This is a genomic window from Mesorhizobium sp. M1338, from assembly GCF_040318045.1.
Taxonomy (GTDB): domain Bacteria; phylum Pseudomonadota; class Alphaproteobacteria; order Rhizobiales; family Rhizobiaceae; genus Mesorhizobium.
Genome location: NZ_JAMYLL010000001.1, coordinates 1 through 12,126, shown reverse-complemented (window position 1 = coordinate 12,126; position 12,126 = coordinate 1). Strand labels below are relative to the sequence as shown.

The following is a 12,126-nucleotide window of genomic DNA, read 5'->3' as shown; positions in this document are numbered from 1 at the left end:
TTTCACTACAGACTGGAATTGCGCATGAAAGCCGTCGTCTGCCGCTCGCCCGGTGACCTTGTCCTGGAAGACCGTCCAGCGCCCGGCGCGCCACCTGCCGGCTGGGCACTGGTGGCCGTCAGCCATGTCGGCATCTGCGGCACCGACTACCATATCTTCGAGGGCAAGCACCCGTTCCTCGCCTATCCCCGCATCATGGGCCATGAAGTGGCGGGAACAATCGTCGAGACCGGTGAAGGTGTCGATCTTGCCGTTGGCGAACCGGTCGTCATCAACCCCTATCTTTCCTGCGGCAAGTGCATCGCCTGCCGGCACGGCAAGCCGAATTGCTGCGTCAGGATCGAGGTGCTCGGCGTGCATCGCGACGGCGCCATGTGCGAACGCATCCTGGTGCCGGCGCAAAATCTCTATCCCACCAATGGCCTGTCGCTGGCGGACGCCGCCGCCGTCGAGTTCCTGGCCATCGGCGCGCATGCCGTGCGGCGTGCACGCGCCGATTCCGGCGCACGCACGCTGGTCATCGGCGCCGGCCCGATTGGGCTCGGCACCGCCATCTTCGCCCGCATCGCCGGTCTCGATGCGACGCTGCTCGACATGAGCAGCGAAAGGCTCGCCTTCGCCGCGAACGAGCTTGGCTTCCAGACCCTCGACGGCTCGCGCGGCGCGGTGCCCGATCTGGTCAAGGAGGCGACATCAGGCGAAGGTTTCGATGTGGTCTTCGATGCCACCGGCAACACCCAGTCCGTGCAGTCGGCCTTCGCCCATGTCGCGCATGGCGGAACATTGGTGCTGGTCAGCGTCGTCAAGGACGACATCAGCTTTTCCGATCCGGAATTCCACAAACGCGAGATGACGCTCATCGGCAGCCGCAACGCGTTGCGCGCCGACTTCGATCACGTCGCCGCCTCGATCCGCAACGGCGCCGTGCCGCTGGCCAAGCTCGTCACCCACCGCACCACGCTGGCCGGCACGCCGCACGATCTCGCCCGCTGGGCGCACGAGAAATCCGGCCTGATCAAGGCCGTGATCGAGGTGGGGTCATAACATGGCAGGCGGTGAACCCGGTCCGAATTGACGACGCCCCGCGCAGATCGAAGCCGGTTCTCAAATGCGCCGACGCTGACAGGTGAGCGCGACCGAACTGGCCTGATATCAGCGTGAGTCAGATAAATCACAGTCTCGTATAAGGTCGGCACTCCCTACAGAGCTGACAATTTGAGTTCGATGCGCTCGGCCGGGAAGCGCGACTCGGAAAACTGGATCGGCTGGCCGTCCGGCGTGACATTGACAGCGACCGTGACCAGCACGATGGCGCCCGGCTGCAGGTCGAGGTCGGCAAGGTCCGCCGCATCGGCATGGCGCGCCGACAGCACGGTCGATTGCCTGAGATAATCGTCGATGCCGAAACGGGCCAGCGACGCGGTGATCGAACCGGTCTCGGCCATGGCGGCATCGATGCCGGCAAAGCGCCTGGCATCGAACCAGCCGGCAGCGCGCGACACCGGCCGCCCATCGGCTTCGCCGCGCGTTTCCAGGCGGATCACGTCGGCCCCCTTGGCGAGCCCCAGCCCCTCGGCAACGCGCTGGCTGGCCGGCTCGACCGAGGAGGCAAGCAGGACGATGTGCCGTTCCGACGTCTGCCCTTGCAGGCCTGTCGAAAAGCGTGTGCGCGCGCCGATCGGATAGGACAGCCGCTTGCGCGACCGCACGAAGGTGCCACGCCCCTGCTCGGCCCGCAGCACCCCTTCCTGCACAAGGGCTGATATGGCGCTGCGCACCGTGTGGCGGTTGACGCCATAGCGCTCGGCCAGTGCCACCTCCGGCGGCAGCGCTGCGTTTTCGGCGAAATCGCCGATGGCGATCGCCTGTAGGATCTTGTCGGCGATCTGCCGCCACAGCGAAACGCCGCTGCGTCGCTCGATGCTGTCCGCTGCCAGCCGCCCGACCATTGATTGCCCCCAGTCTTTTAGCCCTGTCATCCACCCGTCATGGACTCGCGCTAGATAATGGGTATAATTTGTATAGTTGTCTATATCAATAGACAAATTTAGCCACAAGGACTATTGCTCATGCGAGGACAGGAAGCCCGCGACCAGGCCGAGCGTAAGGCCGCCATGGCAACACTGGCGCAATCCAGCGGCGATGACATCGTGCGGCTCTGGAACGAGGCCGGACTGCCTTCGGAAGCAGAACTGCTGCGCGGCCCCGAAACCGGCCTGGTCACCGTGCGCGGCCGCATCGGCGGTGGCGGCGCGCCCTTCAATGTCGGCGAGGCGACCGTCACCCGCGCCACCGTCCGGCTGCCGTCCGGGCAGGTCGGCCATTGCTATGCGCTTGGCCGCGACAAGCAGAAGACAAGGCTTGCGGCCATCGCCGACGCATTGTGGCAGGACCCGGCCCGCCGCAACGAGGTCGAAACCAGGCTGATTGCCCCTCTCAGGTCGGCCCTGACCACCGCCCATGAAAAACGCCGCGCCGAGACGGCGGCAACGAAGGTGGATTTCTTCACCATGGTTCGCGGAGAAGACTGATGGACATCGCAGCGCAATCGATAGACGGCGGTTTCGCCGATCCGGTCTTCAACGCACAGACCGTGTTCCGCGCCGTCATGGACGCAATGGCGCGGCCGGGCAGCGTGCAGCCGCTGCCGGTCTTAGCCCGCCCGCCGGCGCCGCTATCGGCAACCGCCGGCGCCATCGCGCTAGCGCTTTGCGACAACGACACCCCGCTCTGGCTCGATCCGGCTTTGCAGGCTTCCACTGCCATCAAATCCTGGCTCGGTTTCCACACCGGCGCGCCGCTGGCCAACACACCGGCCGATGCGCATTTCGCGTTTGTTGCAACGCCAGCCGAGATGATGGCGCTCGACGGCTTTTCGCAAGGCACCCAGGACTATCCCGACCGCTCGGCCACGCTGATCCTGCAGATCAGCGATCTCGTCTCCGGCACGCCGCTGTTGCTCGAAGGGCCCGGCATCGAAACCAGCGCCACGATCGCGCCGGCACAGATGCCGCGCCATTTCGTCGAACAGTGGAAGCAGAATATCAAGCGCTTTCCGCGCGGCGTCGACATCATCCTCGCCACATCGGACGGCATTGCCTGCCTGCCGCGCACCACACGCATCAAGACGATGGAGGCGTAATATGTATGTCGCGGTAAAAGGCGGCGAGGCCGCAATCGCCAACGCCCACAGCCTGCTTGCCGACCGCCGCCGTGGCGACCGTTCGGTGCCGGCCCTTCGCCTCGACCAGATCGTCGAGCAACTGGCGCTCGGCGTCGACCGGGTGATGAGCGAAGGCTCGCTCTATGACCGCGAACTGGCGGCACTCGCCATCGTCCAGGCGCGCGGCGACATGATCGAAGCGATCTTCCTGGTGCGCGCCTATCGCACCACGCTGCCGCGCTTTGGCTACTCCAAGGCGATCGACACCGCCAACATGCTGGTCGAGCGGCGCGTGTCGGCGACCTACAAGGACCTGCCCGGCGGCCAGCTGCTCGGCCCGACCTTCGACTATACCCACCGGCTGCTCGATCCCGAGCTTGCCACCGGAGGTGACGTCGCCGAACCGCTGCAGCGCGAGACGGAAGCGCAAGCCATGCCGCGCGTCTCGGCGATCCTCGCCCGCGAGGGCCTGATCGAGCCGGATGGAGAGATGCCGCAGGATCACGTCCCCGGCGACATCACCCGCGAGCCGCTGGAATTCCCGATGGCCCGCGACATCCGCCTGCAGGCGCTGTCGCGCGGCGATGAGGGATTCCTTCTGGCGCTCGGCTATTCCACCCAGCGCGGCTATGCCCGCAACCATCCCTTTGTCGGCGAGATCCGCATCGGCGAGGTCGAGCTGGAGCTCGACGTGCCCGAACTGCCCTTCGCGGTGCCGCTCGGCATTGTCCGCGTTACCGAATGCCAGATGGTCAACCAGTTCAAGGGGTCGGCCAAGGCGCCGCCGCAATTCACCCGCGGCTACGGCCTCGTCTTTGGCCAGAGCGAGCGCAAGGCGATGGCGATGGCGCTGTGCGACCGCGCTCTTCGTGCGACAGAACTCGGCGAGGATGTCGTCGCGGCCGCCCAGGACGAGGAGTTCGTCATCTCGCATTCCGACAACGTCCAGGCGACCGGCTTCGTCGAACATCTGAAGCTGCCGCACTATGTCGACTTCCAGGCCGAGCTCGACCTCGTGCGCCGCATGCGCGCCGAATACGACGCCCGCGAAAACCCGGCGAAGGTCGAAGAGAAGCGGGAGGCCGCGGAATGACCGCTCAACCGACAGACATCGCCACCTACAACTTCGCCTATCTCGACGAACAGACCAAAAGGATGATCCGCCGGGCGATCCTCAAGGGCATTGCCATTCCCGGATATCAGGTGCCGTTCGCCTCGCGCGAAATGCCGATGCCCTATGGCTGGGGCACCGGCGGTGTCCAGGTCACCGCCTCGATCATCGGCCCCGACGATGTGCTGAAGGTCATCGACCAGGGCGCCGACGACACCACCAATGCGGTGTCGATCCGTGCCTTCTTCAAGAAGGTCGCCAATGTCGCGGTGACGACCGAGACGGCGAAGGCGACCATCATCCAGACCCGCCACCGCATCCCGGAACATCCGCTCACCGCGGGCCAGGTGCTTGTCTACCAGGTGCCGATCCCCGAACCCCTGCGCTTCCTCGAACCGCGCGAGACCGAAACGCGCAAGATGCATGCGCTGGAGGAATATGGCCTGATGCATGTCAAGCTCTACGAGGACATCGCAAAGCACGGCCGTATCGCCACCACCTATGCCTACCCGGTCAAGGTCGAGGGCCGCTACGTGATGGACCCGTCGCCGACGCCGAAATTCGACAATCCCAAGATGCACCGCTCGCCGGCACTGCAGCTGTTCGGCGCCGGCCGCGAAAAGCGCATCTATGCGGTGCCGCCCTTCACCGCTGTGGTCAGCCTCGACTTCGAGGATCATCCGTTCGAAGTGCAGACCTTCGACCAGCCCTGCGCGCTGTGCGCGGCCGAGAATGTCTATCTCGACGAGGTCATCCTCGACGATCACGGCGGCCACATGTTCGTCTGCTCCGATACCGATCACTGTGAGAAGCGGCGGGCGGACGGCCATCGCGGCCATCTTGCCCCTGAAACCCATCTTGCCCCAGGGAATATGGAGCCGGCGCAATGACCGACGAACCGCTGCTGCGCGTCTCGGCGCTCTCCAAATTCTACGGCTCGCGTGTCGGCTGCGACAACGTCTCCTTCGATCTGTGGCCGGGCGAAGTCCTGGCTGTCGTCGGCGAGTCCGGCTCCGGCAAGACGACATTGCTCAACTGCCTGTCGACACGGCTGCTGCCGAGCTCCGGCACCGCCAGCTATCGCATGCGTGGTGGCCAGTTCCGCGAGCTCTACCGCATGAGCGAGGCCGAGCGCCGCTTCCTGATGCGCACCGACTGGGGTTTCGTCCACCAGAACCCCGCCGACGGCCTGCGCACGGTGTCGGCGGGCGCCAATGTCGGCGAGCGGCTGATGGCTGTCGGCGACCGCCACTACGGCAAGATCCGGGCCACCGCCGTCGACTGGCTGTCGCGCGTCGAGATCGACGAGGACCGCATCGACGACGAGCCGCGCGCCTTTTCCGGTGGCATGCGCCAGCGCCTGCAGATCGCCCGCAACCTCGTTACCGGGCCACGGCTGGTGTTCATGGATGAGCCGACAGGCGGCCTCGACGTCTCGGTGCAGGCACGCCTGCTCGATTTGTTGCGCGGTCTGGTCACCGATCTTGGTCTGGCGGCCATCGTCGTCACCCACGACCTCGCCGTGGCACGGCTCTTGTCGCAGCGCATGATGGTGATGAAGGACGGCCGCGTCGTCGAAAGCGGTCTCACCGACCGCGTGCTCGACGATCCGCGCGCGCCCTACACCCAGTTGCTCGTTTCCTCGATCTTGCAGGTGTAAATCATGCCAACGCCGCTTGTTGTCTCAGACGTCGCCAAGAGCTTCACCATGCATCTGCGCGACGGCATCAAACTGCCCGTCGTCGCCGGTGTCTCGTTCTCGATCAGGGCCGGCGAATGCACCGTGCTCGGCGGCCCGTCCGGCGCCGGCAAGAGCTCGATCCTGAAGATGCTCTACGGCAACTATGCCGTTGACGAAGGCCAGATCATCGTCAGCCATGATGACGGGCTGATCGACCTTGCCACCGCCAGCCCGCGCACCGTGCTTGCCATACGCCGGCAAACGATCGGCTATGTCAGTCAGTTCCTGCGCACCGTGCCGCGGGTCTCGGCGCTCGATGTCGTCGCCGAACCGCTGGTCGAGCGTGGCGAGGACCGCGAGATTGCCCGCGGCAAGGCACGCGCTTTGCTGGCGCAGCTCAACCTGCCGGAGAAACTCTGGGCATTGCCGCCTGCGACCTTCTCCGGCGGCGAGCAGCAGCGCGTCAACATCGCACGCGGCTTCATCACCGAGCACCCGATCCTGCTGCTCGACGAACCGACCGCTTCGCTCGATGCCAGGAACCGCGACGTGGTGATCGAACTCATCGCCGCCAAGAAGGCGGCGGGTGTCGCCCTGCTCGGCATCTTCCATGACCACGACGTGCGCGAGGCGGTTGCCGACCGCATCATCGACGTCACCGCTTTCGCTCCCGGAAAAATCGCCGCATGACCAAGAAGCTCTCGGAAGCGCCGCTGGTCCACCCGACGGCGGACGTGCAGAACTCGACCCTCGGCCGCTGGACCGAGATCGCCGACCGCAGCCGGGTTTCTGAGAGCGAACTCGGCGACTATTCCTACATGATGCAGGACTGCGCCGTCTGGTGCGCCACGATCGGCAAGTTTTCCAACATCGCGGCAAGCGTACGCATCAACGCCACCAACCACCCGACCTGGCGGCCGACGCTACACCATTTCACATATCGCGCCTCGGATTATTAGGACGACGCCGAGCACGAGAGCGAGTTCTTCGCCCAGCGCCGCTCCAGGCGCGTCACCATCGGCCATGACACCTGGCTCGGCCATGGCTCGACCATCTTGCCCGGCGTCACCGTCGGCGATGGCGCCGCGGTCGGCGCCGGCGCCGTCGTCTCGAAGGATGTCGCCCCCTACACCATCGTCGCAGGCGTGCCGGCCAAGCCGATCCGAGAGCGCTTCGACCGCCGCACGGCCGAACGCTACCAGGCGCTTGCCTGGTGGGACTGGGACCATGCCAGGCTACGTGCCTGCCTAGAGGATTTTCGGGAATTGTCCGCCGAGGCGTTTTTGGAAAAATACGAAGGATAGTTCTTCACATCATCGTCATGGCAGCCGCATGGGAGGACCTGTTCGATGACTCTCTCAAGCTCTTCGAGCAGCAGGCTCCCGTGATCGAAAGCAAGGCTCCGGCCTTCTGCAACTTCAGGGACATGAAGCGCCTCGAGGGACTGCTGGTCCTGGGCCGACCGTAACTCCACACCTGTGGAGCGTAACAAAACTGACATCACCGCGACACGGCAGGTTCATGTGGCTGCGTTAGGCGAGAGCCTGACGATCAATATGATCCGGACTGGAACCTGCCCATGCCAGCAATTTCTGCCACGCTCGAAATCCGCGGTGTCACCCGACGATTTGGCAAGAACACTGCCGTCAACGACATCAACATCGCGATCCCGCAGGGTCAGATGGTTGGCATTATCGGCCGTTCGGGCGCCGGCAAATCAACCCTTCTTCGCATGATCAACCGTCTCATCGATCCCAGCCAGGGGTCGATTTTTTTTGACGGCGCCGAGGTCTCCCAGTTGCGCGGCTCGCCGCTGCGGCGCTGGCAGCGCGACTGCGCCATGATCTTCCAGCAGTTCAACCTGGTACCACGCCTCGACGTGCTGACCAATGTGCTGCTCGGCAAGCTGAACCACCGTTCGACCATCACCAACCTGTTCGGCATGTTCTCCCGCGCCGAATGCGCCGAGGCGGTCGCGGCACTCGAGCGGCTCGACATCGCCCGCACCGCGCTGCAGCCCGCCGGCACCTTGTCGGGCGGGCAGCAGCAGCGCGTCGCCATCGCCCGGGCCATGATGCAGCAGCCCAGGGTTATCCTCGCCGACGAGCCGATCGCCTCGCTCGATCCTCTCAACGCCAAGGTGGTGATGGATTCGCTGCAGGACATCAATTTGCGCGAAGGCATCACCGTCGTCACCAATCTGCATACGCTGGATACCGCCCGCACCTACTGCAACCGCATCATCGGCATGGCCGCCGGCAAGGTCGTCTTCGACGGCCCACCGGAAGAGCTCAACCGCGAGGCCGTGCGCCTCGTCTATGGCGCCGACAGCAATGGCCAGGAAATCTCAGAGGCCATCACCTCGACCAGCGTTGCCTTCAGCCGAAAGATCGCCGCATCCGCCGGACCGCTCGAACCCGCATTTCCGGGATATTGAGTCCATGATCCCGAAAAGTGGAATCCGGTTTTCTCGGACAAACGGGAACCCGTTTTGTCCGGAGATCATGGACAAACAAGAGAGCGGTCGGGATCGCCAGCCCACGTCAAGGGCAGAGTCAAACTCAAGAACGCTGCCGGCGCGGGGCCGGAACCTACAGGAGAGATATCAGATGTTCAGGAAGATGGTTTTTGGCGCCGTTTCGGTGCTCGCCATGGCGACCAGCATGGCCCACGCGGCCGATATGAAGGAATTTCGCGTCGGCATTCTCGGCGGCGAAAACGAAACCGACCGGCTGCGCAACTACCAGTGCCTCGCCGACCATTTGAAGACCGAATTCGGCTTCGAAAAGGTCTCGCTGTTCCCCGCCGCCGACTATGACGGCGTCATCCAGGGCCTGCTCGGCGGCACGCTCGACTTCGCCGAACTCGGCGCTTCCGGCTACGCCAGCGTAGTTCTCAAGGATCCGAAGGCGGTCACCCCGATCCTCACCACCCAGCAGACCGACGGCGCCACCGGCTACTATTCGATCGGCCTGGCGCTGAAATCCTCCGGCATCACCGACATCAAGTCGGCCAAGGGCAAGAAGCTCGGCTACGCCGATCCGGATTCGACCTCCGGCTATCTGATCCCGCTGACCCAGATCCCGAAGGACACCGGCGCTTCGAACGAAACCTTCTTCGCCTCGACCCAGTTCAACGGCGGTCACGAGAACAACGTGCTAGCCGTGCGCGACGGCAAGGTCGACGTGGCGGTGGATGATTCCTCCGGCATCGGCGACTTCAAGGACGGCTACACCTCCGGCACCTTCCACAAGGAAGTCGCCAAGGGCGCCGTCGACCCCAACGACTTCGTCGAAGTCTGGCGCTCGGGCCTGATCCCGAACGGCCCGCTGGTCGTGCGCACCGCGCTCGGCGACGACATGACCGCCAAGCTCGCCGACTTCTTCACGCAGTTGCCCAAGAAGGACAAGGCTTGCTTCGAAGGCGTCGAAGGCGGCGATTTTACCGGCTACGTCCCAGTGAAGGCAGACTTCTACAACGTCATCGTCGAAGCTCGTAAGGCAGCCATCGGCGGCTAACGGCAAAAATCAGGAAAGGCGGCCTCGAGAAAACGCCGCCCTTCTTGCATGTCCGATCATGACCCTTTCCGTGACAGCCCCTTCCGGCACCACTCACCAGATGGCCGACGCCTGGCGTCGCCAGACGTCCTTGCGCCGGCTCTACACCGCCATCGGTGTCGGCTTGCTCATTGTCGCGCTCGGCGGCACCATGTGGTTCGCCGACGAGGCCAATGCCGGGCATTTCTTCGACCGGCTGCCGCATTTGCTGGATTTCCTGAGCTGGCTCGTCCCCAAGGACTGGAACGATGTCTGGCGGGCGATGTTCGACATCGCTTCTCCGCATGACACCGGCACCCAGGAATTCAACTTTCCGCTTGGCCGCGCCTATGTCTGGGGCAGCTTCTACATCCCCGAATATTTCGAATTGATGCTGACCACGCTCAACGTGGCGCTGGTCTCGACCTTCATCGGCTTCATCTTTGCCGTGCCGTTTTCCTTCATCGCGGCGCGCAACCTGACGCCGCATCCGGTGCTGCGGCTGATCGTCAAGCGCTTCATGGAATTGCTGCGCGCCTTTCCCGAGATCGTCATCGCCGGCCTGTTCGCGGCCATCGTGTCGATCGGACCGATCGCCGCCATCATCGCCATCGGCCTGCATTCGATCGGCGCCCTGGGCAAGCTGTTCTACGAGATCAACGAGAACATCGACATGCGCGCCGAGGAAGGCTTGAGGGCGGTCGGCGCCAACTGGTTCGAGCGGGTGCGCTTTGCCGGCCTGCCGCAGGTGCTGCCCAACTTCATGTCCTACACGCTGCTGCGTGTTGAGATAAACGTCCGCATTTCCACCATCATGGGCGCGGTCGGCGGCGGCGGCATCGGTGAGGAACTGAAGCTGTCGATATCGCGCGGCTTCGGCGCCAAGACGATAGCCCTGGTGCTGCTCCTGTTCACGACGATCTTCATCGTCGACCAGTTCTCCGCCTGGTTGCGCCGCAAGCTAATCGGCGAGCAGGCTTTTGCTGTGAGTCCCTGAATGACGACGATGACCGCCGATGAAATCCAGTCGATCGAGGAGCGCTTTCCGCAGGTGTTCAAGCGGCCGTTCCAGAAACGCTTCGGGCCGCTGCTGTTGCTCGGCGGGATCTTTTTCTACCTTCTCTACGCACTGTGGTTCTTCAATCTGCCGCAGGTGATGCGGGAATCGCACTGGGAGCGCCTGCCGTTGTTCCTGACCCAGTGGATCAGCTACGACGTGCAGCCGATCTTCCGCCTCGATGAGCCGCAGATCACCGCCAAATACCCACGCTTCTCGGTGCTCGGCCCGAATCCAAATCCGGACTGGGTCAAGACCAATCCGAATGGTTCGGTGACGATCCTGATCGACGGCACCACCAAGTCGATCACCTTCAACAAGACTCAAGCGACGATAATTGCCAACGGTGAGACCGTTGCGGTCGGGCTAGGCACCGGCAAGCCGCTGATCTCCGGACCGGTTCCCGGCTGGATCACGGCGCATGAGGACGAGGTCGTCGCCGACATGGGCTTTGCCGGCGAGGCCCGCGTCGCCGTTGATCGCGTCAGGGTACGCAAGCGCTTTCTCGGCTGGCCGAATTTCATCTTCGACACGCGATCGCCCTTTTTCGGCAAGTCGCCAGGCGAAGTCGCTTCGCTGATCGTCTCAGGGCCCGAACTCAAACCCGGCATCTCCAACCTGGCGCTGGCCGGCGACAACATCTGGAACAACGCCCAGTGGCAGCATGGCGATGTCTGGACCAAGCTCGTGCAGACCATCGTCATGGCCTTTCTCGGCACCTTGCTTGGCGGCATCGTCGCCTTCCCGCTCGCCTTCTTCGCCGCCCGCAACATCACACCCAGCCGGCTGGTCAACCAGGTGCTCAAGCGCTTCTTCGACTTCATGCGTTCCATCGACATGCTGATCTGGGCGCTGTTCTTCACCCGTGCCTTCGGGCCGGGACCACTGGCGGGCAGTGCGGCTATCTTCTTCACCGAGATCGGCACGCTCGGCAAAACCTATTCCGAGGCGCTGGAGAACATCGACGACAAGCCGCGCGAGGGCATCATCTCGACCGGCGCCAACGGCCTTCTGGTGCAGCGCTACGGCGTGCTGCCGGAAGTGGTGCCGGTGTTCATCAGCCAGACGCTCTACCAGTGGGAATCCAACACCCGCGGCGCGACCATCATCGGCGCCGTCGGAGCCGGCGGCATCGGCCTGAAGCTATGGGAAGCGATGCGCACCAACTCCAACTGGGCCAACGTCTTCTACATGGTGCTGCTGACCCTGGTCGTAGTGTTCGTCTTCGACAACATTTCCAATTTCCTGCGCCGCCGGCTGAGCCAGACCATCCACGACTACAACAGGATCCAGGCCGAGCAGGGGTGATCAGCGGCTGCCGTCTCATGAGAAGTCGGCGGGACAGCACCCCCCTCTGTCCTGCCGGACATCTCCCCCGCAAGGGGGGAGATCAGATGTCCGTCGGCCTTCGCTAGTCTCCAGCGTTGGAAGGAAGGCGCCGACAGCGGAACTGCCAATCTCCCCCCTTGCGGGCAGGGCTGTCCGGGGAAATCTATTCATATATGAAGGCCATCTGATTGAGGGAGGATCGGTCTCTTGGTCGGCTCGGATTGACCGGCGGCGGCTTGTCGATGGCGT

The 12,126-nt window shown here is 64.0% G+C and carries 12 protein-coding genes and 1 pseudogene; 12 read left to right on the top strand and 1 reads right to left on the bottom strand.

Features of this window, described 5'->3' with window-relative positions:
* Positions 1-24 precede the first annotated feature (24 nt).
* Positions 25-1,044, top strand: a complete 1,020-nt coding sequence (locus NKH19_RS00065; protein ID WP_352870026.1) for a zinc-binding alcohol dehydrogenase family protein — start codon at positions 25-27, stop codon at positions 1,042-1,044.
* A gap of 155 nt (positions 1,045-1,199) precedes the next feature.
* Here the strand turns inward: NKH19_RS00065 and phnF are convergent, their stop codons facing one another.
* Entirely contained in the window at positions 1,200-1,949 is a 750-nt protein-coding gene (gene phnF / locus NKH19_RS00060) for a phosphonate metabolism transcriptional regulator PhnF (protein WP_352870047.1), read from the bottom strand.
* Positions 1,950-2,069: 120 nt separating this feature from the next.
* On the opposite strand from phnF, the gene phnG reads away from it, so the two are divergent.
* The 11 genes and pseudogenes from phnG to phnE (NKH19_RS00005) all read left to right on the top strand — a co-directional run bounded on the left by phnG (position 2,070) and on the right by phnE (NKH19_RS00005) (position 11,856).
* Complete coding sequence (phnG, locus tag NKH19_RS00055; RefSeq protein WP_352870028.1) at positions 2,070-2,531, top strand: phosphonate C-P lyase system protein PhnG; 462 nt, start codon at positions 2,070-2,072, stop codon at positions 2,529-2,531.
* A complete protein-coding gene (gene phnH, locus NKH19_RS00050) occupies positions 2,531-3,142 on the top strand; it encodes a phosphonate C-P lyase system protein PhnH (RefSeq protein ID WP_352870030.1) in 612 nt (203 codons plus the stop codon). Before phnG ends, phnH begins: the two co-directional genes overlap by 1 nt.
* Before the next feature lies 1 nt (position 3,143).
* Positions 3,144-4,256 (top strand): carbon-phosphorus lyase complex subunit, encoded by a 1,113-nt coding sequence (locus NKH19_RS00045; RefSeq protein ID WP_352870032.1) that lies wholly within the window; start codon positions 3,144-3,146, stop codon positions 4,254-4,256.
* The gene (locus tag NKH19_RS00040; RefSeq protein WP_352870034.1) at positions 4,253-5,164 is read left to right on the top strand and encodes an alpha-D-ribose 1-methylphosphonate 5-phosphate C-P-lyase PhnJ; all 912 of its coding nucleotides are present in this window, start codon (positions 4,253-4,255) and stop codon (positions 5,162-5,164) included. The genes NKH19_RS00045 and NKH19_RS00040 overlap by 4 nt, the downstream gene beginning before the upstream one ends.
* On the top strand, positions 5,161-5,934 hold the full coding sequence (gene phnK, locus NKH19_RS00035) for a phosphonate C-P lyase system protein PhnK (RefSeq protein ID WP_352981541.1): 774 nt from the start codon (positions 5,161-5,163) through the stop codon (positions 5,932-5,934). The genes NKH19_RS00040 and phnK overlap by 4 nt, the downstream gene beginning before the upstream one ends.
* 3 nt (positions 5,935-5,937) lie before the next feature.
* On the top strand, positions 5,938-6,645 hold the full coding sequence (gene phnL, locus NKH19_RS00030; RefSeq protein WP_352870037.1) for a phosphonate C-P lyase system protein PhnL: 708 nt from the start codon (positions 5,938-5,940) through the stop codon (positions 6,643-6,645).
* Positions 6,642-7,259: pseudogene (locus tag NKH19_RS00025) on the top strand (DapH/DapD/GlmU-related protein). The gene phnL and the pseudogene NKH19_RS00025 overlap by 4 nt, the downstream one beginning before the upstream one ends.
* Before the next feature lie 275 nt (positions 7,260-7,534).
* Positions 7,535-8,392 (top strand): phosphonate ABC transporter ATP-binding protein, encoded by an 858-nt coding sequence (phnC, locus tag NKH19_RS00020; protein WP_352870039.1) that lies wholly within the window; start codon positions 7,535-7,537, stop codon positions 8,390-8,392.
* 172 nt (positions 8,393-8,564) lie between these two features.
* Entirely contained in the window at positions 8,565-9,473 is a 909-nt protein-coding gene (gene phnD / locus NKH19_RS00015; protein ID WP_352870041.1) for a phosphonate ABC transporter substrate-binding protein, read from the top strand.
* Between the two features lie 58 nt (positions 9,474-9,531).
* Entirely contained in the window at positions 9,532-10,488 is a 957-nt protein-coding gene (gene phnE, locus NKH19_RS00010; RefSeq protein ID WP_352870042.1) for a phosphonate ABC transporter, permease protein PhnE, read from the top strand.
* A complete protein-coding gene (phnE, locus tag NKH19_RS00005) occupies positions 10,489-11,856 on the top strand; it encodes a phosphonate ABC transporter, permease protein PhnE (RefSeq protein ID WP_352870043.1) in 1,368 nt (455 codons plus the stop codon).
* Positions 11,857-12,126: the final 270 nt, after the last annotated feature.

Coding starts and splice junctions, on each gene's coding strand:
- NKH19_RS00065 (WP_352870026.1), top strand. CDS start 25: ATGAAAGCCGTCGTCTGCCGCTCGCCCGGTGACCTTGTCCTGGAAGAC.
- phnF (WP_352870047.1), bottom strand. CDS start 1,949: ATGGTCGGGCGGCTGGCAGCGGACAGCATCGAGCGACGCAGCGGCGTT.
- phnG (WP_352870028.1), top strand. CDS start 2,070: ATGCGAGGACAGGAAGCCCGCGACCAGGCCGAGCGTAAGGCCGCCATG.
- phnH (WP_352870030.1), top strand. CDS start 2,531: ATGGACATCGCAGCGCAATCGATAGACGGCGGTTTCGCCGATCCGGTC.
- NKH19_RS00045 (WP_352870032.1), top strand. CDS start 3,144: ATGTATGTCGCGGTAAAAGGCGGCGAGGCCGCAATCGCCAACGCCCAC.
- NKH19_RS00040 (WP_352870034.1), top strand. CDS start 4,253: ATGACCGCTCAACCGACAGACATCGCCACCTACAACTTCGCCTATCTC.
- phnK (WP_352981541.1), top strand. CDS start 5,161: ATGACCGACGAACCGCTGCTGCGCGTCTCGGCGCTCTCCAAATTCTAC.
- phnL (WP_352870037.1), top strand. CDS start 5,938: ATGCCAACGCCGCTTGTTGTCTCAGACGTCGCCAAGAGCTTCACCATG.
- phnC (WP_352870039.1), top strand. CDS start 7,535: ATGCCAGCAATTTCTGCCACGCTCGAAATCCGCGGTGTCACCCGACGA.
- phnD (WP_352870041.1), top strand. CDS start 8,565: ATGTTCAGGAAGATGGTTTTTGGCGCCGTTTCGGTGCTCGCCATGGCG.
- phnE (WP_352870042.1), top strand. CDS start 9,532: ATGACCCTTTCCGTGACAGCCCCTTCCGGCACCACTCACCAGATGGCC.
- phnE (WP_352870043.1), top strand. CDS start 10,489: ATGACGACGATGACCGCCGATGAAATCCAGTCGATCGAGGAGCGCTTT.